General features: G+C 70.7%; 30 protein-coding genes and 3 tRNA genes. 6 read left to right on the plus strand and 27 right to left on the minus strand.

The window, feature by feature from the left end; all coding sequences use genetic code 11:
- Positions 1 to 39: 39 nt before the first annotated feature.
- Positions 40 to 825, plus strand: coding sequence for a glycosyltransferase family 2 protein (locus tag AB1285_RS11430; protein WP_259953021.1), 786 nt, complete (start codon positions 40 to 42; stop codon positions 823 to 825).
- Positions 822 to 2,273, plus strand: coding sequence for a hypothetical protein (locus AB1285_RS11435; protein ID WP_292795027.1), 1,452 nt, complete (start codon positions 822 to 824; stop codon positions 2,271 to 2,273). Before AB1285_RS11430 ends, AB1285_RS11435 begins: the two co-directional genes overlap by 4 nt.
- Positions 2,274 to 2,340: 67 nt before the next feature.
- On the opposite strand, the gene glmM is transcribed toward AB1285_RS11435, so the two are convergent.
- From glmM to AB1285_RS11470, 7 genes are all read right to left on the minus strand, one after another.
- Positions 2,341 to 3,699: a phosphoglucosamine mutase gene (gene glmM / locus AB1285_RS11440; protein ID WP_144880707.1), complete on the minus strand. Its 1,359-nt coding sequence runs from the start codon at positions 3,697 to 3,699 to the stop codon at positions 2,341 to 2,343.
- Between the two features lie 14 nt (positions 3,700 to 3,713).
- Positions 3,714 to 4,199, minus strand: coding sequence for a 30S ribosomal protein S9 (gene rpsI / locus AB1285_RS11445; RefSeq protein WP_025104384.1), 486 nt, complete (start codon positions 4,197 to 4,199; stop codon positions 3,714 to 3,716).
- A gap of 26 nt (positions 4,200 to 4,225) precedes the next feature.
- Positions 4,226 to 4,672 (minus strand): 50S ribosomal protein L13, encoded by a 447-nt coding sequence (gene rplM, locus AB1285_RS11450; RefSeq protein ID WP_187663382.1) that lies wholly within the window; start codon positions 4,670 to 4,672, stop codon positions 4,226 to 4,228.
- A gap of 192 nt (positions 4,673 to 4,864) precedes the next feature.
- Complete coding sequence (locus tag AB1285_RS11455; RefSeq protein ID WP_136052048.1) at positions 4,865 to 5,533, minus strand: endonuclease/exonuclease/phosphatase family protein; 669 nt, start codon at positions 5,531 to 5,533, stop codon at positions 4,865 to 4,867.
- Positions 5,534 to 5,586: 53 nt separating this feature from the next.
- The gene (gene truA / locus AB1285_RS11460; protein ID WP_187663381.1) at positions 5,587 to 6,435 is read right to left on the minus strand and encodes a tRNA pseudouridine(38-40) synthase TruA; all 849 of its coding nucleotides are present in this window, start codon (positions 6,433 to 6,435) and stop codon (positions 5,587 to 5,589) included.
- A 37-nt stretch (positions 6,436 to 6,472) separates the two neighbouring features.
- Complete coding sequence (locus AB1285_RS11465) at positions 6,473 to 8,011, minus strand: APC family permease (RefSeq protein ID WP_187663380.1); 1,539 nt, start codon at positions 8,009 to 8,011, stop codon at positions 6,473 to 6,475.
- Positions 8,012 to 8,109: 98 nt separating this feature from the next.
- Positions 8,110 to 8,475 (minus strand): winged helix-turn-helix transcriptional regulator, encoded by a 366-nt coding sequence (locus AB1285_RS11470; RefSeq protein ID WP_370428319.1) that lies wholly within the window; start codon positions 8,473 to 8,475, stop codon positions 8,110 to 8,112.
- Between the two features lie 93 nt (positions 8,476 to 8,568).
- Here AB1285_RS11470 and AB1285_RS11475 point away from each other — a divergent pair, with 93 nt between their 5' ends.
- Positions 8,569 to 9,414 carry an SDR family oxidoreductase gene (locus AB1285_RS11475; protein WP_370428320.1) on the plus strand — a complete coding sequence of 282 codons (846 nt, stop codon included), beginning with the start codon at positions 8,569 to 8,571 and terminating at the stop codon, positions 9,412 to 9,414.
- Between the two features lie 24 nt (positions 9,415 to 9,438).
- Here AB1285_RS11475 and AB1285_RS11480 read toward each other — a convergent pair whose 3' ends face one another.
- The 9 genes from AB1285_RS11480 to AB1285_RS11520 form a co-directional block, all read right to left on the minus strand.
- Positions 9,439 to 9,828, minus strand: coding sequence for a hypothetical protein (locus tag AB1285_RS11480; protein ID WP_370428321.1), 390 nt, complete (start codon positions 9,826 to 9,828; stop codon positions 9,439 to 9,441).
- A complete protein-coding gene (locus AB1285_RS11485; RefSeq protein ID WP_259953006.1) occupies positions 9,825 to 10,427 on the minus strand; it encodes a hypothetical protein in 603 nt (200 codons plus the stop codon). Before AB1285_RS11485 ends, AB1285_RS11480 begins: the two co-directional genes overlap by 4 nt.
- Positions 10,424 to 10,990 carry an RNA polymerase sigma factor gene (locus tag AB1285_RS11490; RefSeq protein WP_259953005.1) on the minus strand — a complete coding sequence of 189 codons (567 nt, stop codon included), beginning with the start codon at positions 10,988 to 10,990 and terminating at the stop codon, positions 10,424 to 10,426. Before AB1285_RS11490 ends, AB1285_RS11485 begins: the two co-directional genes overlap by 4 nt.
- A 117-nt stretch (positions 10,991 to 11,107) precedes the next feature.
- Positions 11,108 to 11,281 carry a CsbD family protein gene (locus AB1285_RS11495; RefSeq protein ID WP_370428322.1) on the minus strand — a complete coding sequence of 58 codons (174 nt, stop codon included), beginning with the start codon at positions 11,279 to 11,281 and terminating at the stop codon, positions 11,108 to 11,110.
- 14 nt (positions 11,282 to 11,295) lie between these two features.
- A complete protein-coding gene (locus AB1285_RS11500) occupies positions 11,296 to 11,994 on the minus strand; it encodes a hypothetical protein (RefSeq protein ID WP_268777222.1) in 699 nt (232 codons plus the stop codon).
- Positions 11,991 to 12,557, minus strand: a complete 567-nt coding sequence (locus AB1285_RS11505; RefSeq protein WP_370428323.1) for a hypothetical protein — start codon at positions 12,555 to 12,557, stop codon at positions 11,991 to 11,993. Before AB1285_RS11505 ends, AB1285_RS11500 begins: the two co-directional genes overlap by 4 nt.
- Entirely contained in the window at positions 12,554 to 12,895 is a 342-nt protein-coding gene (locus AB1285_RS11510) for a hypothetical protein (protein WP_370428324.1), read from the minus strand. Before AB1285_RS11510 ends, AB1285_RS11505 begins: the two co-directional genes overlap by 4 nt.
- On the minus strand, positions 12,892 to 13,083 hold the full coding sequence (locus AB1285_RS11515) for a DUF2273 domain-containing protein (RefSeq protein ID WP_025104398.1): 192 nt from the start codon (positions 13,081 to 13,083) through the stop codon (positions 12,892 to 12,894). The genes AB1285_RS11510 and AB1285_RS11515 overlap by 4 nt, the downstream gene beginning before the upstream one ends.
- Entirely contained in the window at positions 13,080 to 13,517 is a 438-nt protein-coding gene (locus tag AB1285_RS11520) for an Asp23/Gls24 family envelope stress response protein (RefSeq protein WP_187663371.1), read from the minus strand. The genes AB1285_RS11515 and AB1285_RS11520 overlap by 4 nt, the downstream gene beginning before the upstream one ends.
- A 175-nt stretch (positions 13,518 to 13,692) precedes the next feature.
- On the opposite strand from AB1285_RS11520, the gene AB1285_RS11525 reads away from it, so the two are divergent.
- Both AB1285_RS11525 and AB1285_RS11530 read left to right on the plus strand, forming a co-directional pair.
- Entirely contained in the window at positions 13,693 to 14,304 is a 612-nt protein-coding gene (locus AB1285_RS11525) for a TetR family transcriptional regulator (RefSeq protein WP_268777224.1), read from the plus strand.
- Positions 14,304 to 15,971, plus strand: coding sequence for an MDR family MFS transporter (locus AB1285_RS11530; RefSeq protein WP_187663369.1), 1,668 nt, complete (start codon positions 14,304 to 14,306; stop codon positions 15,969 to 15,971). The genes AB1285_RS11525 and AB1285_RS11530 overlap by 1 nt, the downstream gene beginning before the upstream one ends.
- 6 nt (positions 15,972 to 15,977) lie before the next feature.
- Here the strand turns inward: AB1285_RS11530 and AB1285_RS11535 are convergent, their stop codons facing one another.
- The gene (locus AB1285_RS11535) at positions 15,978 to 16,139 is read right to left on the minus strand and encodes a hypothetical protein (protein WP_259952998.1); all 162 of its coding nucleotides are present in this window, start codon (positions 16,137 to 16,139) and stop codon (positions 15,978 to 15,980) included.
- Between the two features lie 164 nt (positions 16,140 to 16,303).
- On the opposite strand from AB1285_RS11535, the gene AB1285_RS11540 reads away from it, so the two are divergent.
- Positions 16,304 to 17,128, plus strand: a complete 825-nt coding sequence (locus AB1285_RS11540) for a CPBP family intramembrane glutamic endopeptidase (RefSeq protein WP_232089182.1) — start codon at positions 16,304 to 16,306, stop codon at positions 17,126 to 17,128.
- 9 nt (positions 17,129 to 17,137) lie between these two features.
- Here AB1285_RS11540 and AB1285_RS11545 read toward each other — a convergent pair whose 3' ends face one another.
- The 10 genes from AB1285_RS11545 to AB1285_RS11590 all read right to left on the minus strand — a co-directional run bounded on the left by AB1285_RS11545 (position 17,138) and on the right by AB1285_RS11590 (position 23,851).
- Positions 17,138 to 17,617, minus strand: a complete 480-nt coding sequence (locus AB1285_RS11545; RefSeq protein WP_187663366.1) for a hypothetical protein — start codon at positions 17,615 to 17,617, stop codon at positions 17,138 to 17,140.
- A 156-nt stretch (positions 17,618 to 17,773) separates the two neighbouring features.
- Positions 17,774 to 17,847: transfer RNA gene (locus AB1285_RS11550), tRNA-Met, on the minus strand.
- A 32-nt stretch (positions 17,848 to 17,879) separates the two neighbouring features.
- A tRNA-Thr gene (locus AB1285_RS11555) sits at positions 17,880 to 17,951 on the minus strand.
- Between the two features lie 68 nt (positions 17,952 to 18,019).
- Positions 18,020 to 19,171, minus strand: a complete 1,152-nt coding sequence (locus tag AB1285_RS11560) for a M23 family metallopeptidase (protein WP_429977468.1) — start codon at positions 19,169 to 19,171, stop codon at positions 18,020 to 18,022.
- Positions 19,172 to 19,410: 239 nt separating this feature from the next.
- A complete protein-coding gene (locus AB1285_RS11565; protein WP_370428397.1) occupies positions 19,411 to 20,205 on the minus strand; it encodes an inositol monophosphatase family protein in 795 nt (264 codons plus the stop codon).
- Positions 20,205 to 21,224: a hypothetical protein gene (locus AB1285_RS11570; RefSeq protein ID WP_370428325.1), complete on the minus strand. Its 1,020-nt coding sequence runs from the start codon at positions 21,222 to 21,224 to the stop codon at positions 20,205 to 20,207. Before AB1285_RS11570 ends, AB1285_RS11565 begins: the two co-directional genes overlap by 1 nt.
- Positions 21,225 to 21,340: 116 nt before the next feature.
- A complete protein-coding gene (locus AB1285_RS11575; protein ID WP_370428326.1) occupies positions 21,341 to 22,141 on the minus strand; it encodes an enoyl-CoA hydratase/isomerase family protein in 801 nt (266 codons plus the stop codon).
- A 45-nt stretch (positions 22,142 to 22,186) separates the two neighbouring features.
- Complete coding sequence (locus AB1285_RS11580; RefSeq protein ID WP_060922589.1) at positions 22,187 to 22,678, minus strand: FBP domain-containing protein; 492 nt, start codon at positions 22,676 to 22,678, stop codon at positions 22,187 to 22,189.
- A 72-nt stretch (positions 22,679 to 22,750) separates the two neighbouring features.
- Positions 22,751 to 22,835 (minus strand) — tRNA-Tyr (locus tag AB1285_RS11585).
- A gap of 86 nt (positions 22,836 to 22,921) precedes the next feature.
- The gene (locus AB1285_RS11590) at positions 22,922 to 23,851 is read right to left on the minus strand and encodes a PfkB family carbohydrate kinase (RefSeq protein ID WP_370428327.1); all 930 of its coding nucleotides are present in this window, start codon (positions 23,849 to 23,851) and stop codon (positions 22,922 to 22,924) included.
- Positions 23,852 to 23,921: the final 70 nt, after the last annotated feature.

Raw genomic sequence — 23,921 nt, forward strand, 5'->3', positions numbered from 1 at the left:
CTGGCTGACACCTCTGCAGCCCGCCACCGCAAGGACTCCGTGACTCTCCGCCACCTCGCCATCGTCATGCCCGCCTACAACGAGGTGGAGGGCATCCGGGGCTTCATCGACGAGATCCGGTCGGCGGTCGAGCCTCTGGCCGACGAGGTCTCCTTCCACATCGCCGACGATCGTTCGACGGACGCCACCGCGACCGTGTTCGACGACGTCGCCGACGCCACCGTCGTCGTGCAGGCGACCAACCGCGGACACGGGCCGACCGCCCTCGCGGCCTATCGCGCCGGACTCGCCGCAGACCCGGACGCGCTCGTGCACGTCGACGGTGACGGGCAGTTCCACGGCGCCGACTTCCCCCGGCTGCTGCGTGCGCTCACCGACGAGCAGGCCGACGTCGTGCACGGCGTGCGCGACGGACGCACCGATCCCTGGTACCGCAAGACGCTCACCGGCGCGGTCGGCCTCCTCATCGCCGTCGCAGCGGGTCGCCGCATCCCGGACGTGAACACGCCCCTGCGCGCCTACCGTCCCGAGGCTCTGCGAGTCCTGGTCGAGGCGGTGCCCGCGGACGCAACGGTGCCGCACGTACACTTCTCGCTCGCCGAGGCCCGCGGCGGATTCCGCGTGCGGTACGTCCGGGTCGCCAGCATCCCGCGCCGCGGTGCCTCCAGCACCGGCACCATGTGGGGCCGTGGCGGCGGGCTCCCCCTGCCACCGAAGCGCCTGCGCGTCTTCGTGCGATCCGCCCTCAGCGAGGCCTGGCTCCTCTCGCTGCGTCCGTCCGCTCCGCTCCGCGCCGTCCGTCGTCCGGAGCCCGTGCGCCGATGAGCCGGCTGCGCACGGCCCTCTTCTGGGTGGCGGCCGCCGCCCTCGTGATCGGCCACGTCGTCCTCGCCTGGCACAGCCTCACGGTGTCCCGTTTCTGGGAGGACGAGGCGTTCAATCTGACCGTGCCCCGCAACCTCCTCGCCGGGCTCGGATACGCCAGTGACGGCGCCCTGTCCGGCTCGACGATCACTCCGTTCGACCCCCGCATCTCCACGGGGCCCGTCGTGCTCCTCCCAGTCGCGGCGCTCCTGGCGACCGGCATGGACCCGGTGCTGGCGGCCCGACTCGTGCCGCTCGCCTTCTGGCTGCTGCTCCTCGCTGGACTCGCGGTCCTCGGCCGTCGTATCGGCGGGCGGTGGGCGGCACTTCTCGCCGTCGCGGTCCCCCTGGCGTTCACCGCCGGCGCCGGCGTCTCCCCCATCGAGGGGCCTGCCGACCTGCTGGGCGAGATCCCCGCCGCGGCGCTCCTGGTCTGGGCTCTCGCCGTGCTCCCGCGACGGGCCTGGCTCGCGGGCCTTCTCGTCGGTCTCGCAGTGCAGGCCAAGCTCATCGCCGCGCTCGCCCTCCCTGCCTACGCCGTCGCGCTGTGGGTCCTCGCCGATGGCCGCGGATGGGCACGCGTCCGCGACGCCCTGCGCCGCGCGTGGCTGCCGCTCCTCCTCTCGGCGGTGCCGACGGCCCTGTTCGAGCTGGGGGCGCTCCTCGCTCTCGGCCCGGCCGGATTCGTGGAGCACCTGCGCGCGTTCGTCCGCTTCGTGCGCAGCGGCGGCCAGGCCGACGCCGCGACGACGGTGCTGCAGAAGCTCGGCACGCTCGCCGACTCCTGGTCGCTGCCGCCCGCCGTCGCGCTCCTCGGCGCTGTCCTCACCCTCGCTCTGGTGACGCTCGGCGTCGCCCGTCGCTGGCGCATCGCGACGGAAGAGGAACGTGTGGTCATCGCCTACGCTCTCGCGGCCGTCGTCGGCGCCCTCGCCTTCGTGACCTGGTGGGCGACCGCCTCGCGTCTGCCGCTGTGGGTCCGGCATCCCGCGCCGGGGATCCTCGCCTTCTTCCCGGTCCTCGCCGCCGTCGCGGTCTGGGCGGTCGCGCGGCTTCCCGAGCGACGCGCGTGGCGGCTCGGCGGGACCGTCGCGGCGGCCCTGGTCGCGATGATCGTCGCGGCGGGCGCGGTGCTGCACCTCGCAGGCACCGTCACGTCCCCCGGGCTGACGCTCGCCGCGCAGCGCGCCGACGTGGAGCCGCTGCGGGCCTGGGTCGAGGAGAACGACGTCGAATGGGTCGCCGCGGAGCGCTGGGGCTGGGCGGTGCCGCTGGTGGTGCTCACCGGCGCGCATCTCGGCCTGCAGGATGCGCCGTCGATGACCGAGGCACCGCGACTGGCCCTCGATGACTGCCCCACGGCGACGCTGGCCGAGGGGACCACGAGCCGCCTCTGCGCCGCCCGCTGAACGCGGCCTCCGGAGACGACGAACCGGCCGGCCGCCGAGGCGACCGACCGGTTCGGAGACGGCGGTCCTAGAGCGCGAGGCGCTCCTGCACGACCGCCGCGAGACGTTCCGCATAGGTCCGGGCCGACTCGGAGTCGGCGGCCTCGACCATGACCCGCACGAGCGGCTCGGTGCCGGACTTGCGCAGCAGCACGCGCCCGGTGTCGCCGAGTTCAGCCTCGACATCGCGCACCGCCTGCTGCACGACCTCGTCCTCGGCGACGCGATCCTTGTCGACGTCGCGGACGTTGATCAGCAGCTGCGGGTAGACCGTCATGACCGATGCGAGCTCTGCGAGGGACTTGCCCTGCCGCGCCATCTCGGCCACGAGATGGAGACCTGTGAGCAGGCCGTCCCCCGTGGTCGCGTACTCGCTCATGATGACGTGTCCGGACTGCTCGCCGCCGAGCGCGTACCCGCCCTCGTTCATGTCCTCGAGCACGTAGCGGTCGCCGACGGCCGTCTGGCGCACTGTGATGCCGTGCTCGCGCATCGCGACGTGCAGACCCAGATTGCTCATGACCGTCGCGACGAGCGTGTCGTCGGTGAGACGGCCGCGCTCCTTCATCGACAGCGCCAGGATCGCCATGATCTGATCGCCGTCCACGACGTTGCCCTGCGCGTCCACCGCGAGGCAGCGGTCGGCGTCGCCGTCATGGGCGATGCCCACGTCGGCGCCGAGCCGGACGACGGCTTCGGCCAGGTTGTCGAGGTGGGTGGAGCCTACGCCGTCGTTGATGTTCCAGCCGTCGGGGTCGGCACCGATCACGGTGACCTCGGCGCCGGCGTCGCGGAACGTCTCGGGAGACACCCCGGAAGCGGCGCCATGGGCGCAGTCGAGCACGACGTGAACGCCCTCGAGGCGGTGCGGCAGCGAGCCGAGCAGGTGGACGACGTAGCGGTCCTCCGCATCGGAGAAACGGTCGATGCGACCGACGCCGGCACCGGTCGGGCGCAGCATCTCGCCATGCATGGCTTCCTCGATGCGCTGCTCGACGACGTCGGGGAGCTTGCGTCCGCCGCGGGCGAAGATCTTGATCCCGTTGTCGGGCGCCGCATTGTGCGAGGCGGAGATCATCACGCCGAAGTCCGCATCGCGATCCGCCACGAGGAACGCCAGAGCCGGCGTGGGGATGACCCCGGCCTCGAGGACGTCGACTCCGGAAGAGGCGAGGCCCGCGGCGACGGCAGCGGTCAGGAAGTGCCCGGAGACCCGGGGGTCACGGGCGACGACGGCGGTGAGTCGCTTGCCTTCGGCTTTGCGAGCCTCCGCCGTACGGCCCTGGCCCAGGACGACAGCAGTCGCCTGGGCCAGGGTGAGCGCCAGGTCGGCGGTGAGGATGCCATTGGCGAGTCCTCGCACGCCGTCCGTGCCAAAGATCGGCATCGGAGCAGTGGACCTTAACGCTTCGAGTACTGAGGCGCCTTACGGGCCTTCTTGAGTCCGGCCTTCTTGCGCTCCTTGACGCGAGCGTCGCGCGAGAGGAAGCCGGCCTTCTTCAGGGTCGGACGGTTGTTCTCCGCGTCGATGCCGTTGAGGGCACGCGCGATGCCGAGACGCAGGGCGCCGGCCTGGCCGGAGTCGCCACCACCCGAGATGCGGGCGATCACGTCGTACGCACCGGCGAGGTTCAGCGCGGTGAACGGGTCGTTGATCAGCTGCTGGTGCAGCTTGTTCGGGAAGTAGTCCTCGAGCGTACGGCCGTTGACCGTGATGGTGCCCGAGCCGGGGACCAGACGCACGCGGGCGATGGCCTGCTTGCGACGGCCGACAGCGGCGCCGGGGACGCTCAGCACGGGGCGGGGAGCCGCCTCGACCGCGTCGGTCTCCGGGGTCGACGTCGAGAAGTTCTGGAGGTTTTCGGTGGAGTCCTGGATGTCAGCCACGAGTATGTCCTTAGTCTGTACGGCGCTTACTGGGCGACCTGGTCGAGGGTGTACGGCTGGGGCTGCTGCGCGGCGTGCGGGTGCTCGGCACCGGTGTACACCTTCAGCTTCGACAGCTGCTGGCGGCCCAGGCTGTTCTTCGGGAGCATGCCACGGATGGCCTTCTCCACGGCGCGGACCGGGTTCTTCTCGAGAAGCTCGGCGTAGGTGACCGACTTCAGGCCGCCCGGGTAGCCGGAGTGGCGGTAGGCCAGCTTCTTCTGGAGCTTCTGACCGGTGAGCGCGACCTTGTCGGCGTTCACGATGATGACGAAGTCACCCGAGTCGATGTGGTTGGCGAAGGTCGGCTTGTGCTTGCCACGCAGAAGCGTCGCCGCGTGCGAGGCCAGGCGGCCGAGAACGACGTCGGTGGCGTCGATGACGACCCAGTCGCGCTGGACTTCGCCAGCCTTGGGGGTGTAAGTGCGCGTCACGATAGTGCTGCTTTCTTGTCGAACGGAGGTGTTCGTGAATCCCACTCCGGGGTGGTTCGTTCCCTACGGGGAGGAACACGCCAGTGGAGGGCTCACGTTCGGATGTGCATCTTCCCCGCAGGCAGGGAAGGGCACCAAAGAGTCAGCATACGCCACCGGAACGGCATTCCCCAAACCCGCCCGGCACGGGTGTCAGTTCGGACGGACCGTCACGAGGATCGGGCGGTGGTCGCTGGAGCGCTGCGGCAGCGTGGTGATGCGCTCGATCTCGAAGCCGGACGAGGTCGCGAAGTCGTAGTGCCCGCGGAAGACCCGGTACCGCGTGTAGGTGTGGTCGTCGCTGAGGGACAGCGCGTATCCCTGATCGCGCACCGCCTGACCGAGGTTCTCCTTGAAGACGGGGTAGTTGTAGTCCCCCACCATGAGCTGCGGCAGCCCCTCGCCGAGCGTCGCGAGCTCGGCGAGCGCCGCGCGGATCTGGTGCCGGCGCAGTGAGTTCAACGCCGTCAGGGGCGCGGCATGGAAGGACGCCACGATGAACTCGCCGCCGTCGTCGATGTCGCGCAGGCGGGCGCCGAGGACGCGCTCATGCGCGGGTTTGGCGATGCGGTCATGCAGCGACTTCTTCAGGCCGAGGGTGCGGATGCCGAGCAGACGATAGGTGCTCTCGCGATAGAAGAGGGCGAGGCCGAGCCTGTTGCCCTGCGTCGCGTCCGCCAGCACGAGACCGCCGATCCGATCCGGAAGCTCCGGGACATCGCACTCCTGGAGGCAGAGGATGTCGGGATCATGCTCATCGACGAGCGCCGCGAGCTCGCCGGCGGCGCGGTGCTTGCGCAGGTTGTAGGAGATGACCTTCATGATCGTCCCCACGCTACCCGCCCCATCTGTGCCCCGGCTCCCGATCCCGGCGATCAGTCGCTCTCGCGGTCGCGGCGGGCCCTGGTCTGGGCGGCTCTCGTGGCCAGGAGCTCCTCTGCCGGGTAGCCGACCTCCGTGAGGGTCAGCCCGCGGGCGGCGAGGACCTTGAACTCACTCGTCCGCGTGAGCGCATCGCGGAGCACGACGAGATCGCCGACGTCCAGGCGCCCCTCCCCCACAGCCGCACAGGCGCCGACGAGGGCCCGCACCATGCTGTGGCAGAACGCGTCGGCCTTGACCTCCGCGACGAGCACCCCGTCCGCGTCCCGCTGCCACCGGTAATCGAGCAGCGTACGGATGGTCGTGGCCTCCTCACGGGGTTTGCAGTAGGCGGCGAAGTCGTGGAGGCCGATGAGCGTCTGCGCCGCGGCGTCCATCGCCTCCGCGTCCAGCCGCCCCCGGATGGTGGTGGTGTCGAGCCGCCGCAGCGGGTCGTATCCGGCGAGGTCGTCGGCGAGCCGGTAGCGGTAGCGGCGCCAGACGGCCGAGAATCGCGCGTCGAACCCCTCGGGGGCGAGCGAGGACCGGGTGACCGTCACGTCGGGGTAGGCGCCGAGCACCCCGCGCATGCGCGCCGCGATGCTGCCGGCCGGGTCCTCGGCGGCGCGGCCGTGGCGCGCCTCGATCCGCGCCCACTGCGCCTCGTCGAGATCCACGTGCGCGACCTGTCCGCTCGCATGCACGCCGGCGTCCGTCCGCCCGGCGACGACGAACCGCACGTCGGAGCCGACGATCCGGGCGAGCGCCGCCTCCAGCGTCCCCTGCACCGTGCGGAGCGTGGGCTGCGTGGCCCACCCGCGGAAATGGGTGCCGTCGTAGGCGATGTCGAGCCGGATGCGCACGAGGCCAGCCTAGGACAGCCGCGTGCGCACCCGTGCGTCAGATGCCGCCGTCGACCGATCGGATCAGCGCGCCCGGCTCCTCGGGAACCATCACCTGGGTCTCCCGGTTCAGGCTCTCGCCCCGGAAGAACCGCTTCGACCGCGGGAAGAGATACCAGAGGAACATCAGGACCAGACCGATCGCCAGCGACCCGATGCCGATCACGAACGTCCCGCCGATGCCGAAGAGCACGGTGTAGCCGTAGTCGACGTCCCACATGTCGATCGCCGACTGGACGAACGCCCCGGTGAGCAGCAGGGCGCCGACCAGCGGGAAGATCCCCTTGAAGAACAGGTCGCGAGCGGAGCGCCGCAGATCGGCGCGGAAGTACCAGACGCAGGCGAAGCCGGTGATCGCGTAGTAGAACGCGATCGCGAGTCCGAGCGACAGGATCGAGTCCTGGAGGATGTTGTCGCTGATGAGGGTCATGCCCACGTAGTAGAGAGAGGCCACCACGCCCATGACGATCGTCGAGAACGACGGCGTCTTGTAGACGGGGTGCACGTCCTTGAACTTCGCGGGGAGCGCGCGGTACACGCCCATCGCGAGCGTGCCGCGGGCGGTCGGGAGGATCGTCGTCTGGGTGGACGAGATCGCCGAGATGATGACCGCGACCACGAGCACCCACCCGAACGGGCCGAGCAGGCCGTCCTTGATGGCGAGGAAGAAGTCGTCGGCGTTGGCCTCGTTGCCGAGTCCCGTGCCATCCTCGCCGAGTCCGGCGTACATCATCGCGGCGATCGTCACGGCGACGTACGTCACCAGGAGGATCACGCAGGTGAGCACCGCGGCACGGCCGGGAATGCGCTTCGGGTCCTTGGTCTCCTCGTTGAGGGCGAGGCAGGTGTCCCACCCCCAGTAGATGAAGAGCGCCAGGAGGATGGCCTCCGTGAAGCCCGACCAGTCGGTGAAGCCGAACGGGTTCAGCCACTCCCACGCGAACGGCGTGGCGTCGGGGGCGTCGCCGGTGAAGAACTGCCAGAGGGCGGCGACGACGAAGATCGCCAGCGCCAGGTACTGGATCGCGAGGAGGACGTTCTGGATGCGCTCGCCGATCTCCACGCCGCGCCAGCTCACCCAGGTCATGGCGGCGATGAAGAGCACGGCCACGACGACGACCCGCCAGTCGTTGTTCTCGAGGTCCTGTCCGATCAGCGACCAGAAGTAGACGGAGGCGATCTGCGCCAGGTTCGCGAGCACGACCATGCCGGCGACCGCGACGCCCCAGCCGCCCATCCATCCCACCCAGGGGCCGAAGGCCTTGGTGCCCCAGGTGAAGGTGGTGCCGCAGTCGGGGACGGCGTTGTTGAGCTCCCGGTAGGCGAAGGCGATCAGCAGCATCGGCACGAAGGCGATGATGAAGGCGATCGGTGCTTGGGCTCCCACCGCGAGCACGACGAAGCCGAGCGTCGCGACGAGCGAGTAGACGGGGGCCGTGGAGGCCAGACCGATGACGGTGGATCCCCACAGGCCGAGGGTGCCTGCAGCCAGGCCCTTGCCGTCGGGTCGTTCAAGGTGGATGGGCGTCGTTGCCATGCTCAGAACAGTACGGCGGGCCGCGGTATCCCGTCAATCCTTTTGTTTCGGCGACGGATTCCACGCGTCGTGTGGGGATATGCGAAGGATTCCGTGGGTCAGTCGCGAGCGAGCATTCCGTCGGCGTGCGCCGCCACCCACTCCATCAGGGGCAGCATCCGCTCCATCAGGTCGCGCCCCAGCGGCGTGAGGCTGTACTCGACGTGCGGCGGCACCGTCGGCAGCGATTCCCGGTGCACCAGGCCGTCGTCGGTGAGCGTGCGCAGGGTGGAGGCGAGCATCTTCTCGCTGATGCCGTCCACCTGTCGGCGCAGCTCTCCCCAGCGGTGGGTGCCGTCGGAGAGACATGAGAGAACCAGAACGCCCCACTTGCTCATGATGTGGTCCAGGACGACGCGCGTGCCGCACCCCTGATCGAAGAGGGCCGGCTGCGAATCGCGGATCTGCGCAAAACTCGCCGTCATGTGGGTACCTTACCGAAAAGTGGGTACCTGCTGAAAGGAATGCTCACGACGGCTTTCGGGGTTGTCCGGGGAGTCAGCTACGAAAGGACTCCCATGACCATCCTCGTCACCGGTTCGACCGGTCACCTCGGCCGCCTCATCGTCGCCGCCCTCCTGGAGCGCGGTGTCGAGCCGCAGGCGATCCGCGCCGGCGCCCGCGACCTCGCCAAGGGTGCCGACCTCGGCGTGCCCGTCGTCCGTCTCGACTACACCGACCCGGAATCGGTCGCCGCGGCGCTCGACGGCGTGGACACCGTCGTGCTCGTCTCGGGCTCCGAGGTGGGCCAGCGCGTCGCGCAGCATCGGGCGGTGATCGACGCCGCGAAGGACGCCGGCGTGTCGAAGTTCATCTACACGAGCGCGCCGAAGGCCACCACGAGCACCCTCGTCCTGGCTCCCGAGCACAAGGCCACCGAGGAGCTCATCGCGGCCGCAGGCCTCCCCGCGGTGATCCTCCGCAACAACTGGTACACCGAGAACTACGCCGCGGACCTCGCCCGCGCCGCCGAGACCGGCACCCTCAGCGCCGGCACCGGAGACGGCCGCGTCGCCTCCGCCAGCCGGAAGGACTACGCCGAGGCCGCCGCGGCCGTGGCCACGGAGGATGGACACATCGGCGCCGTCTACGAGCTCGGCGGAGACGTCGCGTGGACCTACGCCGACCTTGCCGCCGCGATGACCGAGGTCACCGGCCGCGAGGTCACCTTCCTCCCGCTCTCCGCGGACGAGCAGCTCGCCGCGCTGCGCGCCGCCGGGCTCGATGAGGGCACCGCCGGCTTCGTCGTCGCCCTCGACGCCGGTATCCGCGACGGCGCACTGGCAGACACCGACGGCACGCTCCGCCGCCTCATCGGCCGCCCGACGACACCGCTCGTCGAAGGCCTCCGCGCCCTGGTGTGAGGTGCGGAGCGCCGCCGGCCGCCGTCACGGGCGGCGGCGCTCCCCCGGCACCGGCTCCCCGGCGCTCTGCACGTAGGCGACGGTCAGCGTGAGCCTGTCGCGCCGCAGGCCGTCCGCGTGCAGCACGGCATCCACGGTGTCGCGGGCGTGCCGCAGCGTCGCGACGCTGCTCACCCGCCCGTCGACCCCGATCGCGGCCTCGACCGCCACGCCCTCCGGTGCCGCGGTGACGGACACGATCGGGTCGGCACCGCGCTCGACGCCCCAGGCGGCCGCCCCCGCACGCACGAGGTTCGAGACGAGCGATCCGGAGCGGTACACACCGCGCACACCCGAGCAGGCGCGCAGGGCGGCCTCGATCCGGATAGCGAGATCCGCGCGCTCCTCCTTCGTCAGCTCGGCGTCGGCCATCATGCCCCCTCCCTGACGTCGGTGATCGCGACGTCGATCGCCATGACCTGCAGCTCGGTGTGACGACGCAGCCGGACATCCACCTCGGCGCGCAGCCGGTCGGCGACGCTGCGGAGAGGGTCGCCGAGGCGCACGCTCGCGTCGATCATCACCCGCACGGGCGCTCCGGGCTCGGTCACGTCGCCGTCCAGTCGGCACCGGCCGACCAGAACCCCGGGGACGGCCTCCTCCGCGGCACGGACCAGTCCGCGCACGGCACCCTCGGTGATCGCCAGCTCCACGGCCGGATCGTCGGAGGCGAACGGGATACGGCGTCCTGCCTGGGCATCCATCGCGATGCCGCTGAGGATCCGGTCCACCCAGCTCTCGTCCACCGGCGCGGCAGAGGCCGCGTCGTCATCCATCAGCTCGCTGCCGAGGCCGCGCAGCCTCTCCAGGGCGTCGAGCGCGAGCTGGCATCCCGGAGACTCCTCGATCGCGGGGTTCCGCGGGGTGCGTCCGGCGTCCAGGTAATCGCTGAGGTCCTCGATCGTGTGCCCGTCCAGGTCGGCGGGCTCGAGACCGAGGCGGCGCAGCTGGTCGTCCTCGTGGTGATCGGTCATCGCCACGCCTCCATCCGTGTGATCAGGAATCGTCGCGCGCGGGACAGCAGTCCGCGCACCGTGCTGACGGGGATGCCGAGCTCCTCGGCGATCTCGTCGTAGCTGTAGCCGCCCAGCTCCCGCAGCACCCAGCACTCGCGCTGGGCCTCGGGGAGCTCGCGCAGAGCGGCACCGAGGGCCGCGACACCCGCTCGCGCTTCGACGACCGCGGCGGGCGACGCCTGCGGCGGCGCGGGCCGGTCGATCTCGTCCACGTCGAGGGCCGGCCGCGTCTGCCGCAGCCGGTCCACCGCCTTGCGACTCACGATCCGCATGAGCCAGCTCTTCACCTTGGCGGGGTCCTCCAGCTCACCGAACCGCTGCCACGCGGTCACGAACGCATCCTGCACGATGTCGTCGACCTCCGCCGATGCGTTCAGCATCCTGTGCGTGTAGGCCCTCATCATCGGCGTGTACCTGCGCACGAGCACCGCGAATGCGGCGACGTCCCCATCCATCGCACGGCCGGCGACGATGCGGTCCCCAGCCTGCTCCAGCGCCTCACCCCAGCGGTCGGCTGCCATTCCCCCACCCCTCGTTCACGGTTCCCCAGGCGTTCGGAGCCCGCGCCGCGTCGGATCGTGACGACCCGATGCGCGCAGGCGGAGGAGACGCCCGCACGGGCGTCTCCTCCCCCTCCGTCACTTGGTGAACGTGTCCTTGACATCCTCGGCCGCGCTCCTGACATCGCCCTTGGCCTGCTCGGCCTTGCCCTCGGCGACGAGCTTGTCGTTGTCGGTGACGTCGCCGACGACCTCCTTGGCCTTGCCCGCCACCTTCTCGGCTGCGGCCTTGATCTTGTTCTCCGCGCTCATGGCGTCTCCTTTCCTCACACGACCCCGACGGTCGGGGTCGATGTCCGTGCGGCGTTCCGGCCCTCCGGCGCCGCGGTTCGTCCCGTCGCGAGCGAACGACGCATCCGCTGCCGCGACCGGAAGAGTTCCCGCCACCCGCGGTCGGCGACGTGCACGACGAGCGGCATGCGGGTACCGGTGAGGGCGTCCCACTCCTGCACCACGTCATCGACGGCCGCGAGCAGCCCGCCCAGAGCCGCACCGGGGCGCGGGGTCACCACGAGGCCGAGAGCGATCCCTCGCCCGACTCTCCGGCTCGTCAGCCGGGCCGCGAGCACGTCCGCCCGATCGGCGAGCGGCGCCGCGAGCAGCTCCTCCGCCACGCTCCGGTCGACGGTGGTCGTTCCTCCTCCGCCGACGAGGCGGAGGACGGTGTGCTCCCGCCGCGGCCGGCGGGTGAACAGGAAAGCCACGAGCAGGACCACGAGCAGTGCCGCAGCGGCGATCCCCACGATCGCCCACAGCGGCACGAAGCCCGCACCGGGGATGTCGAGGCCCCATGCCCCCGACCACGCCACGAGGCCGTCCGCCTGCGCGAGCACCTCCTCGAAGGGTGGCGGGAGCATGCCCGTGCCCCGCAGCCCCCCGGCGAGGAGGACGACGCCCCCGCTCAGAAGCACTGCCGCTCCCCCGAGGAGGACCGCGCGGTTCGCCGCCGTCCCTGCCGACGTCATGCGATCACTCCTTCCCGTTCCACCTGCACGCGCGGCGAGAGCCGGAAGCCGACCTCGTCCAGCATTCGGGCCGCTGCCTCCTCGGCGGCAGCCGCATCCACCGGCACCCCACTCGTCGGAGTGACCCGGATCATCGCCGCGCGTCGGGCCACGGTCACGCCCACCTGCCCGCGCGGCACCCCGATCCGGCGCGCGACCCCGTCCGCGATGGCGTCGGCGAGCACACCGTCGTCGATCACGAGCGCTGCCCGCGTGTCGAGACGTGTGCGGCGCGCACGCCGGCCCGGAAGCACAGCGAGCGCGAAGAGGAGCAACGCCAGGAGGAGAAGCACGACCCCGACCGCGATCACGGCCGACGGCATCTGCAGGAGCGCCGGGACGGGCGCGAACCAGGCGGCGGCCTGCGTGCGGAACCCCTCGTCGAGGGCCCACACCGCCACCCCGACCAGCAACACGGCGAGGACCAGGGTCAGCACCACGGCGAGCGCGATCGCAGGGCCCCGACGCGTCGCCCTCGCCTCTCGGCGGAGGAGCCGCCGGGGTGTCGCGGTGTTCGTCGTCATGCCACTCTCCTCTCCGTCTCGCGTCGGACGCCGGCGAAGCGCACGTCCACCGCTCCCACGTGACGCGCTGCCAGGTCGCGCATCCCCTGTACGACGGCGTCGCGGACGGCGTCCGCCCGTGCACTCACGGGATCGGTGCCCTGACGGCTCAGCACGACCGGAACCTCCACGAACACCCGCAGGTCGCCGCGACGGTCCGCCAGCTGAACGCTCACGTCGTCGGTACCGACCCGAGCGGCATCGCGGACGATCCCCAGAGCGAGCCGGTGCAACGCGCGGGCTTCGACGACCGTGGCCCCCGCCACGGTCGTCGGCCCGTCCGTCTGTGCCACGCTCATGAGGACGATCGCCGCCCGCGCACCACGTCGGCGAGCGCCCGCACGTCCAGGCGACCGTCGACGATGCGGCCGACGACGGCGCCGACGAGCATCGCGAGGGTGACGAGCAGGAACGCCCAGAACCCCCAGACGATCCAGGTCAGCGCGAGCACCGTCGCCGCAGCTCCGCCGATCACCGAGGCGTTCACTGGACCCGCGCCTCCGGAGCCTCGTCGTCGTCCTCCGAGGGGATGTGCACGTCGTTGACGGTCACGTTGACCTCGGCGACGTCCATGCCCACCAGCTCCACCATGGCCCGGTGGATCGCGGCCCGCACCTGGTCGGCCACCTTCTGCAGGGACACCGGGTACTCCGCCACGATCGTCACGTCGACGGCCACCTGCGTCTCGCCGACCTCGACGCTGATCCCCTGCGCGAGGTCGGTCGTGTTGAGGGCGTCGCGGATCGCACCCATCATGCGCGCGGCGCCACCGCCGAGCGCGTAGACGCCGTCGACCTCCCGCGCCGCGATGCCGGCGATCTTCGCGACCACCGCATCCTCGATCGTCGTCTTCCCCGCCGCCCCCTGCGACGCCGGGACGACCTGAGCCTTGGGCTGGGTGCCCCCAGTCACGTTCGCCATCTCGAGCTCCTTCATCCGTGTGTCCACGCGGTTTCCGCGCGGGCCGTGTTCTCACGACACCACTAAGACGGTCGGGGAGCACAGAATGTCACAAACTTCTCGGAACGAATCTCCGGGCCTTCCTCGGCGGCGACTTTCAGTGCACTCCAAGGTTCAGAGTGCAAAGTTGCACTCTATGGAGAACAGTGCAGAATCCACGAGGGAGCAACGCAAGCGGCAGACCACGCGGGCACTCACCCAGGCCGCACGCCGCCTGACGGCCGAGCGGGGCTTCGCCGGCTTCACGGTCGAAGAGCTGTGCGCCGACGCCGGAGTCTCCCGGCGCACGTTCTTCAACTACTTCGAGAGCAAGGAGAACGCCGTCTTCGGGTTCGCCGTGATCGACTCCCGCCAGGAGGAGCTCGAAGCGGTCTTCCTCGAGCGCGACGGCGATCTCCTGGACGACTTCGTGCAGCTCACCGTCGAGCGCTTCGCCCTCTTCGATCCGATCGAGCACGCCGCCGAGCTGTTCGCCGTCATCGAGCAGGAGCCGCGACTGCTGCGCGCGGCGTTCGAGCAGCAGGAGAAGCACGAGCGGCGCGACATCGCCCTCGTCGCGCGCCGCATCGGCGGTGCCACCGACGCGGAGCTCCGCGCCGAAGTGCTCGTCCACTCCGTCGGCGCGCTCGTCCGCCTCTGCATGGAGCAGCTGCTGCACCACCACTCCACCGAGCCGTTCGCCGACCTCATCGCCCGCCGACTGCGCCTCGCGCGCGACCTCTACTCCCCTTCACAGAAAGCCCACTGATGTCCGCCACCGTCACCGCGGATGCGCCCTTCCTCCTCACGAAGCGCCGCATCTGGATCATCTTCAGCGCCCTGATCGCGGGCATGCTGCTCGCGAGCCTCGACCAGACCATCGTGTCGACGGCGATGCCCACGATCGTCGGCCAGCTCGGCGGCGTCGACCATCAGGTCTGGATCACCACCGCCTACCTGCTCGCCACCACCATCGTCATGCCCATCTACGGCAAGTTCGGCGACGTGCTGGGACGACGGTCACTCTTCCTCGTCGCCATCGCCCTGTTCACACTGGCCTCGGTGGGCTGCGCGTTCGCGACGGACTTCTGGATGTTCGTCGTCTTCCGTGCCCTCCAGGGTCTCGGCGGCGGCGGGCTCATGATCCTGTCGCAGGCGATCATCGCCGACATCGTGCCCGCCAACGAGCGCGGCAAGTACATGGGTCCGCTCGGCGCGGTGTTCGGCCTCTCCGCCGTCGCCGGACCGCTCCTCGGCGGTTTCTTCGTCGACCACATGACCTGGCAGTGGGCGTTCTACATCAACATCCCGGTCGGCATCGCCGCGTTCCTCATCGCCCTCGTGGCTCTGAAGCTCCCCAGCAAGAAGGCGGAGAAGCCGATCGACATCCTCGGCGTGCTCTTCCTGTCGGCGGCGACGACCTGCCTCATCTTCTTCACCGACTTCGGCGGCGACGCCGCGTTCGGCTGGGACTCGCTCGCGACCTGGGCCTGGGGCGCCGGGCTCGTGGTGTCGGCGACGGCGTTCGTCATCACCGAGTCCCGGGTGCAGGACCCGATCATCCCGCTCAGCCTCTTCCGCAACCCGATCTTCGTGAACGCCACGGCGATCGGCCTCGTCCTCGGCATCGGCATGTTCGCCGCGATCGGCTTCGTCCCGACGTTCCTGCAGATGTCGTCCGGCACCTCCGCCGCCGCCTCCGGGCTGCTGATGATCCCGATGATGGTCGGCCTCATGGGGACCTCGATCTTCTCCGGCCTCGCGATCTCGAAGACCGGGAAGTACAAGATCTATCCGATCCTCGGCACGATCATCACCGGTATCGCGATGGTCGCCATGACCACGCTGTCGGCGGAGACGCCGATCTGGTTGATCTGCGCATTCCTGTTCGTCTTCGGCGCCGGGCTCGGCCTCATCATGCAGGTCGTCGTGCTCGTCGTGCAGAACGCCGTCCCGGCGGGCGAGATCGGCACCGCCACGAGCACGAACAACTACTTCCGCGAGGTCGGCGCCTCGCTGGGGACGGCGGTGTTCGGCACGATCTTCACCACGCGTCTCACGGAGAACCTGCTCGGCGTGTTCGCCGGCGCCGGGGCGTCCCCCGAGGCCGCCTCCGAGGCCGCGTCCACGATCGACCCCGCCACGCTGAACAGCCTGCCGGACGAGGTCCGCGACGGCATCGTCACGGCATATGCGGACGCCCTCGCCCCGGTGTTCTGGTACCTCGTGCCCTTCATCGCGCTCGCGCTCATCCTGTCGCTGTTCCTCAAGCAGATCCCGCTGTCGGATCAGGCGGGTCTCGTCGCGCGCGGCGAGGCGATCAGCGGCGAGGAGGCCGAGCGCCTCGAGGCCGAGCTCCGCACGGCCGGGCGGGTCGGTGCCGCACGCACGGACGCCGAGCCGGAAGAGACCGGCTCGGCGTCCACGGGCAGGTAGCCCGCGCTAGGGGAGGTCGGCGACGTCGACGTCGTCGTCGTCCTCCCCACCGCCCGTCGCGGGAAGGTCGTCAGGCTCGGGGTCGTGATCGGTGGTGACGAAGTCGGGGTCGACGCCGATGGCCTCGATCTCCTCCTGGTTGTCCTGGCTGTTCGACGTGTCGGACATGGCGCCTCCTGATGTTGGGGATCCGGACGGCCAGTCTGCGCGGGGGCGCCGACGCGGCCGAGGGGGTTGACACGGCGTGTCGCCGCCGCACGCCCACTCGCCGGGGGCGGAGCCACCAGACTGGAGCTGTTCGCCCCCTCTCCCTCCCTTCCCGAGGAGCACCCGTGATCGACGCCGCACCGCACCGTTCCGCCTGGCAGCGCTTCTGGGATCGCGGAGGCTGGTGGCGCGCCCTCCTGCTCGCGGCCGTGTACTACGGGCTCTATCAGCTGCTCTCGCTGGCCCTCCTCCCGCTGGCCGCGCAGGTCGACGATCCGGCGAGTGCAGCCGGCGTCCTCGTCTACGACGTCCTGCCGATCCTCGTCGGGGGCCTCCTGCTGGTCGCGTTCATCGCCTCGCTCGGGTGGTGGCGACCCGTGTTCGGGCCCCAGCCCATCCGGGGAGCGGGGTGGATGTGGATCGCGATCATCGCGGTCCTGCTGTTCAACGTCCTCCGTTTCCTCACGATCGAGGACGGCAGCGTCGGACGTGATGTTGTCGCGACCTGGCTGCTCGCGGGACTCGCCATCGGCTTCGCGGAAGAGGTGCTCACGCGCGGCCTCGTCGTGAAGATGATGCGGGACGCCGGCGCACGCGAACTGGTCGTCGCGGTGGTCTCCGCGGCGATCTTCGCCGCTCTGCATGCGGGGAATCTCCTGACGGGGCAGGATCTGCTCCCGACGCTGTTCCAGCTCGTGTACACGTTCGCGTTCGGCATCTGCATGTACCTCGCGCTCCGGGTCACCGGGACGATCATCGCCCCGATCCTCCTGCACGCCAGCACCGATCCGAGTATCTTCCTGCAGACCATGCACCCCGCCGAGGGCGGGCTCACCGCGGTCGCGGGGCTCGGCAACATCGTCGTGATCGTCGCGGGTCTCGTGCTGATGATCTTCATCCGTGGTCGGGTCGGGGCTTCCGCACCCGACACCTTCGCCCCGCAGCGCTGACCGCCCGGATCACACCGCACGCCAGACGGCGTGCGTGCCGACGGCCGCGATCGCGAAGACCAGCACGGCGACCCGGTGCGCATCGCCGACGGCCAGGGCCGCGTCGGAGGCACCGATGAGATCGTCGGCGACACCGGCCACCATCGTCCGCGACACGACGGCATCGTCCATCTCGGCCACGCCGTCCGCGAGCCACCCCATGACGAGCCGGAGGGATCTCGTCCCGAGCTCGACCCCGAGAGGGACCGCAGGACAGCTCAGCACGTCGGCGACGGTCACGCCGTGTCGCAGCAGCCCGGCGAGTGCCCCGGCGAGGGCGCCGGTCAGCAACGCGCGCCCGTACCCTTCGGCGACCAGCAGGTCCCAGGACTCGTGCGGCGCGAGCGTTTCGAGCCCGAGGGAATGACCGCGCCCGTCCGCGACGGCTTCCTCCAGGGCGCGCCGGGCGTCCCGGAACACGATGCTCGCACGGCGATCGGGCGCAGACACGGCAGACCTCGTCCCTCGATGCCCGCCATCTCGGTGGCCGGCTGGGAGGCCGACGTGTCACACACTCTAGGACGCTCCGCGCAGGGTGAGGACGGTATCCCGGCACTGAGGTCGGAGACGACAAAACCCCCGGAATGTTCCGGGGGTTTCATTCTGTAGCAGGAGCGGGGCTTGAACCCGCGACCTCACGATTATGAGTCGTGCGCTCTCACCAACTGAGCTACCCTGCCGCACGGCATCCGCATCGCAGATGCGAACTCCGAGCCCCGAGTCAGGATTGAACTGACGACCCCTTCCTTACCATGGAAGTGCTCTGCCACTGAGCTATCGGGGCGTGCTGCCCCTCGCGGGGCAACCACACGAGAATACCATCACTGTGGCGTCCTCATGAAATCGAGACGGTCACTCCTCCGAGGTGAGAGACGTGCGTCCGGCGTTCTTCTTGAGCCACGGCATCGGGTCGATGGTCGTCCCGTTCACGATGAGCTCGAAGTGCAGGTGCGCGCCGTAGGAGCGGCCGGTGTTGCCGGTCTTGCCCACGATGTCGCCCACCTTGACCTTGTCGCCCGCCTTGACCTGCAGCGAGCCGTACTGCATGTGCGAGTAGTGGCTCGTGATGACGGAGCCGTCGATGACGTGGTCGATGTAGACCGTGACACCGTAGGCGGCACCCTGCTCGGTCGCGATGCGGACGGTGCCGTCGGCGATGGCCTGGATGGGCGCGCCGTTGCCCGGCACGAAGTCGATGCCCTCGTGGAGGCGGCCGCTGCGCATGCCGTAGCCGTAGCTCATGCCGACGCCGACGAGGAACGGCCACTGGATGGCGGCATCCGGGTCGTTCGTGAAGATCTCGCCGGAGTAGTTGATGCCCTGCTCCGCGGCGACCTCGACGAGCGAGACGGTGCTGAAGTTGTCGGCCCGCGAGAGGGGCTCGTTCTGCACACCGGACGGCGCGACGAAGGCCTGGATCTCGTCGTCCGCCGAGCCTGCTGCGTCAGCAGCCGCCGCGGTGACGAGGGAGGTCGAGGCGAGGGAGCCGCCCTGGGCGGCGGCGACCGCCTCCGCAGGAAGCGTCATGGACACGGCCAGGAGGCCGGCGAGGCCCATTGCTCCGACGGTGGCACCGGCAGTGAGGGCCTTGCGGATGCTGCGCGTGCGGCGAGGACCGACGGCCGCGAGGCCTGCTGTGTCGATCTTCGGCGCGGTCTGCGATGCGGCATTCGGGGCGAAGGCCGAACGGCGGGACGCCGACGACGTCGGGATGGAGCCGGTGGTGCGGAAGGCGCGGGAGGCGCGCTCGAAGGCGTCACCCTCGGCGTCGGCTTCGGCGACGAAGGGCTCCGACGCCGGGGCGATGTCCTCGACCGGAACCGTGTCCTCGGCCTTCTCGACGATCTCCGCGACGACGGGCACCGCGGGGACATCGGCGATGGCAGGCGCGGGAGCCGCCGCAATGAAGGGCTCCTCCGGCGCGGCGGGCACCGGAGGAACGTCGGCCTGACGCTGACGCGCGGCGCGACGGGAGAGCGGGATGACAGCAGCGAGGGCGATCACGGTCTCCGCGTCAGCGAGGGGTGCCGTCGACCCGCTCGCCGAGGCCTCGGAGGCCGCAGTGCGAGGGCGGCTGGACCGGCGCGTGGGCGCAGCGGCAGCCTGGGGGTTCTCGAAGGGCAAAGCTAATCTCTCGGTCGTTCGTGATGCTCGGGGGCGCAATGACAACTCTCACCTTCGGGTGGTGAAAGTAACGATCGGGTAAACACTACCCCGATCGACCTGTGAATGCCATGGATCGGTCAGGGTTTTTCCTCATCGAGGATAGCGCGGAGTCGGTCGTGCAGGGTCACGCCGCCCGCGATCAGGAAAGGCCGCGGCGATTCCCGATCGATCCGGCTGACCCGGCCACCCGCCTCCTGGACGAGCAGCGCGCCCGCGGCATGGTCCCACGGCTTGAGCCCGCGCTCGAAATATCCGTCCAGTCGGCCGGCCGCCACATAGGCCAGATCCAGGGCCGCGGACCCCATACGACGGAGGTCACGGGCGATCGGCATCACCCGCCGGACCGTCGCGAGATCGCCGTCGTGGGTCGTCGGGTCGTAGCCGAATCCGGTCGCCAGGAGCGCGCCGGCGTCGGTCACCTCGGTGACCGCGAGCCGGACGCCGTCCGACCAGGCCCCGTGGCCGCGAGCAGCCGTGAAGGTCTCCCCCACGGCGGGTGCGTGCACGGCCGCGGCCAGCGCCTCCCACTCGTCCGGCTCCGGCGGACCGCTGACGGCTGCGATGCTCACGTTGTACGCGGGGATGCCGTAGGCGTAGTTCACCGTGCCGTCGATGGGGTCGACCACCCAGGTGATCCCGCTGTCGCCGGTGGCCGCGCCCGACTCCTCACCGAGGAAGCCGTCCGTCGGTCGCGCCGCGCGCAGGCGCTCGCGGATCAGCTCCTCGACTTCGCGGTCGGCGTCCGTGACGATGTCGGCGAGCGTCGACTTTGTCGCGGCGAGGCGTACGCCCTCCCGTCGACGGGTCCGGGCGAGAGCTCCCGCCTCCTCGGCGATCTCGGCCGCCAGGGCGCTGAGCTCGAGAGCGTCGATCACGGCGCCGGGTGCGAAGGGGCGGGCGGCGGCGGCGGGAAGGCCGGGGGCTCGCCCTGGGCGGGCGACGCGGGCTGCGGCGGGGCCGGCTGCGGAGGCGCCGGCTGCGGCGGAGCGGGTCGGTCAGGCGCGGGCGGCACGGGTCCCGGAGCGGGAGGAGCGCCGAAGTCGGGAAGGGCCGGAGTCGTCGGCGCGAGGGGCGGCGTCGTCACGGGGAACGCCGTGGCGGGCGCCTGACCCAGTGCCGGAGGGGCCGTCGAGGGGTACCCCGTGTAGTAGGCGTTCCAGTCCGGGCTGCCGTCCGGGAGGACCGGGAGCGGCGTGATCCCATCGGCGTAGGTCGGCCAGGACGGGGCGGAAGCGACGGGACGGGCGGCGGGAGCCTTCTTCGGCGCGAACAGGGCGTTCAGCAGCGGAATCAGCGTGGTGCCGACGGCGACGAGGATCGTGAGGGCGACGACGATGCGCCAGTACAGCTCGGTGTAGTCGAAGGTGTTCGGGAACGCGAGGAAGAACACCAGCAGCGCGACGAGGGCACCGAGGAAGACGATCGTCACGATGTGGATCACCTTCGTGAAGGTCGTGACGTGGCGCTGCGCGGCACGGGTGAACAACCGCACGTGGAGCAGTGCGAGCTGAAGGATGCCGATCACGAGCAGCAGCTGGAAGAACCGCTCCGCGCCGAAATAGAGGCCGTCTTCCGGAAGCCAGATCTTCACGAGGCCGACGAGGAGCGCGACGACCCAGGTGACCATGCTGGCGAGCTGGAGCCAGTCCGGCCGGTTCGGGGCGAGGCCCGCCTCGAGGATGGCGATTCCGGCGAAGGCGGCGAGCAGGAGGATCGTGAGGAAGGCACGACCGATGAGGCCGTTCTGATCACCGACCAGGACCCACACGACGCAGACCAAGGCGGCGGCGATGAGGGCGCCGATGGCGACCCACAGCGACCCCCTGATGAGCAGCGACATGTTCTTCTTGTCACCCTGCGGCTGCAGCCGGGCGGTGTCCGGATGGGACATGGGGATCCTCTCGTCGAGCGGCGATGCCTTCATCCTGCCACGCGCAGGCCCGCTTGTTCCGGCTTCCCTCAGGCGCGCGGAAGATCGGGACGCGACCGCGCTCTGGGGAGGAGGGGTCAGCCGGCCTTCTTCGCGGATGCCGCAGCGAACGCCGCGACCCGCGCCTGCGCGTCCGGGGTCTCCAGGGCGGCGCCGATGGACCGGGCCTCCTCGCTCAACTGCTCGGCGAACGTGCGCTCCGGCTGCGACCGCACCAGCCGCTTCGCCTGTCCGTACGCGTCGGCGGCCCCGGCGAGCCAGAACCGCGCGACCTCCTCGGCCCGCGCACGGACCCGATCGGCTTCCGCCCTGCCGTCCTCGCCCTCCACGACCTCGGCCACCAGCCCCCAGTCGAGGGCCTCCGCGGCGCTGAGCAGCCGGTCCTGCAGCACCAGCTGGAGGGCGCGACGCTGGCCGACGGCCCGCGCGAGCTGCGCGGACACGGAGAGGTCGGGCGTGAGGCCGATGTTCGCGTACAGGCTCCCGAGCTGCGACCGCGAGCCCACCACCGCGTAGTCCGTGGCGAGCAGGATGCCGAGTCCACCGCCGGCCGTCGTCCCGTGCGCGGCGGCGACCACGGGCACGCTCGACTCCGTGAGCGCGCGGATCCCGGTGTTGATGACCTCCGCGAGCGCGGTGATCTCCGTCCCGGACGACCCCATGGTCGTCGCCATGTCGATCACGTCGCCGCCCGCGCAGAACGCCGGCCCCGCCGCGTCGATGAGGATGGCCTGCACGTCGTCCCGCGATGTCGCCTCGACGGTCGCATCCTGCCAGGCGTACGCCAGATCGGCGTTGAAGGCGTTGAGGCGGGTCGGACGGTTGAGCGTCAACCGCGCCATCCCCTCGTCGACGGCGAACAGGATGGCATCACTCATGGCTTCTCCTTCGAGCACAGGCGGATGCCTCCAGGCTAGTCGCGCTCAGGAGCCGTCCCAGACGCGAGCGACGAACCGCTCCATCCGCCGCCGGGTGCCGTCGAGTCGGAAGTCGACCTGCCCCGCCGCCCGGATCTCGTTCGGCGCGAGCGGATGCGCCAGGCGCACGTTCTCGTGGCAGGACAGGTCGGCGCAGATGTAGGTGCCGACCGAGTCGCCGCGCTCCCCCGCCTCCCCCGTGCGCCGGGCGGCGAACAACGCCACCTGGTTGCCCGGCTGCATCGTGTGGCAGATGTTACACATGCCGGAGCGCCCGCGCCCTGGTTCCGACGCCCGCAGCACCACGCCGACCACGCGCCCCTCGTGCGGGATCAGGACGTAGCCGCGCTTGCCGGCACTCGGGTCGCGCCAGGCGAAGAAGTCGAGGTAGTCCCAGTCCACGAGGAGGAAGTCGTGCGGCATCTCCATGACGCGCAGCTCGTCGGCGTCCGCGTTCACGAACGAGGCCCGGACGTCGGCTTCGGTGAGAGGTCGCATCGCTCCAGTCTAGGAACTCGGCGCGGAGGTGAGGCCGGGAACGCGAGAAGCCCCCGCGAGCGGGGGCTTCCGTGGTGGCGAGTGAGGGATTCGAACCCCCGAAGTCGAAGACGGCTGATTTACAGTCAGATCCCTTTGGCCACTTGGGTAACTCGCCAGAGCGCACCCGTCCGACTTGAACAGCCAACCGGGGGCACGAAGAACCATCATACCTGCCGGATGCGGGCGCGAGAAATCGAGGCGTCAGCTCCCGTACACGCCGCGGTCGGCGACGGCCAGCGACTCCGGTGTGCGCAGCAGCCCGCCCTCGGCGCGGCAGGTCGCGGCGGCCACGTCCATCGCGCGCGTGAGCAGGGCCGTCCACTCCTCGGCCGCCTTCGGGCCGCCGTCCACCAGCCCGGCGGCGACGGCGGCGAGAGTCGCATCCCCAGCCCCCACGGTGTCGACCACGCGACCAGGGAGCGCCGAGATGGGAGCCGAGACCGACCCGCCGTCCGACTCGAGCACCGCGCCGTCTGCCCCGGCCGTCGCGAGCACAGCGGTGACTCCGAGGCTCCGGAGCCGCGCGCGCAGGGCGTCGAGGTCGCCGTCGTAGAGCACGGCAGCGTCGTCGGCACCGACCTTCACCAGCTCGGCCCTCGAAGCCAGCCGCTCGAAGCCGCGGACGAACTCCTCGCGGTCGGACAGCATGCCGGTGCGCGGGTTCGGGTCGATCGCCAGCCGCGCGTCCTCCACTGCGGCCGCGAGGGCGTCGACCTCCTCGGGGGCATCGAAGGGGAAGCAGCTCACGGCGACGATGTCCGCGTCGCCGATGGCGGCCCTCGCCTCGTCCGAGTACCGGATGGTCCGCTCCTGGGCCGCGCGATTGAAGACGTAGCTCGGCTCACCGTTCGCAGCCCGGGTCACGACGGCCCGCGACGACCCGTGCGGTGCCGCGCTCGCGATCAGCCGCACGCCGTGATCGGCCAGGTACTCGCGGATGTGCGCGCCCGCGACATCCTCCCCCACCATCGCGATGAGGGTCGTGGGGATGCCGAGCCGGCGCAGCCCGACCGCCACGTTCAGGGCCGCTCCGCCGACGAACTCACGGACGCCGCTGTCATCCCGGATCTCGTCGATCAGGGCGTCTCCGATGACGACGGCCACGCCGCCGGGGGAAGTCTCAGTGCTCACTCGCCGACCCTACCGCGGCGCCCGCGCCCCGAAGCAGCGCCGAACCGTGTGCATAACTCAGGAGACCTGG

The organism is Microbacterium sp. NRRL B-14842 (genome assembly GCF_050470785.1).

Coding starts and splice junctions, on each gene's coding strand:
- AB1285_RS11480 (WP_370428321.1), bottom strand. CDS start 9,828: ATGATGGCCGACGCCGAGCTGACGAAGGAGGAGCGCGCGGATCTCGCT.
- AB1285_RS11570 (WP_370428325.1), bottom strand. CDS start 21,224: ATGTCCCATCCGGACACCGCCCGGCTGCAGCCGCAGGGTGACAAGAAG.
- AB1285_RS11465 (WP_187663380.1), bottom strand. CDS start 8,011: ATGGCAACGACGCCCATCCACCTTGAACGACCCGACGGCAAGGGCCTG.
- AB1285_RS11535 (WP_259952998.1), bottom strand. CDS start 16,139: ATGTCCGACACGTCGAACAGCCAGGACAACCAGGAGGAGATCGAGGCC.
- AB1285_RS11510 (WP_370428324.1), bottom strand. CDS start 12,895: ATGAGCGTGGCACAGACGGACGGGCCGACGACCGTGGCGGGGGCCACG.
- AB1285_RS11495 (WP_370428322.1), bottom strand. CDS start 11,281: ATGAGCGCGGAGAACAAGATCAAGGCCGCAGCCGAGAAGGTGGCGGGC.
- AB1285_RS11525 (WP_268777224.1), top strand. CDS start 13,693: ATGGAGAACAGTGCAGAATCCACGAGGGAGCAACGCAAGCGGCAGACC.
- AB1285_RS11455 (WP_136052048.1), bottom strand. CDS start 5,533: ATGAAGGTCATCTCCTACAACCTGCGCAAGCACCGCGCCGCCGGCGAG.
- AB1285_RS11505 (WP_370428323.1), bottom strand. CDS start 12,557: ATGACGACGAACACCGCGACACCCCGGCGGCTCCTCCGCCGAGAGGCG.
- AB1285_RS11490 (WP_259953005.1), bottom strand. CDS start 10,990: ATGGCAGCCGACCGCTGGGGTGAGGCGCTGGAGCAGGCTGGGGACCGC.
- AB1285_RS11580 (WP_060922589.1), bottom strand. CDS start 22,678: ATGCGACCTCTCACCGAAGCCGACGTCCGGGCCTCGTTCGTGAACGCG.
- AB1285_RS11500 (WP_268777222.1), bottom strand. CDS start 11,994: ATGACGTCGGCAGGGACGGCGGCGAACCGCGCGGTCCTCCTCGGGGGA.
- AB1285_RS11470 (WP_370428319.1), bottom strand. CDS start 8,475: ATGACGGCGAGTTTTGCGCAGATCCGCGATTCGCAGCCGGCCCTCTTC.
- AB1285_RS11485 (WP_259953006.1), bottom strand. CDS start 10,427: ATGACCGATCACCACGAGGACGACCAGCTGCGCCGCCTCGGTCTCGAG.
- AB1285_RS11475 (WP_370428320.1), top strand. CDS start 8,569: ATGACCATCCTCGTCACCGGTTCGACCGGTCACCTCGGCCGCCTCATC.
- AB1285_RS11530 (WP_187663369.1), top strand. CDS start 14,304: ATGTCCGCCACCGTCACCGCGGATGCGCCCTTCCTCCTCACGAAGCGC.
- AB1285_RS11575 (WP_370428326.1), bottom strand. CDS start 22,141: ATGAGTGATGCCATCCTGTTCGCCGTCGACGAGGGGATGGCGCGGTTG.
- AB1285_RS11520 (WP_187663371.1), bottom strand. CDS start 13,517: ATGGCGAACGTGACTGGGGGCACCCAGCCCAAGGCTCAGGTCGTCCCG.
- glmM (WP_144880707.1), bottom strand. CDS start 3,699: ATGCCGATCTTTGGCACGGACGGCGTGCGAGGACTCGCCAATGGCATC.
- AB1285_RS11435 (WP_292795027.1), top strand. CDS start 822: ATGAGCCGGCTGCGCACGGCCCTCTTCTGGGTGGCGGCCGCCGCCCTC.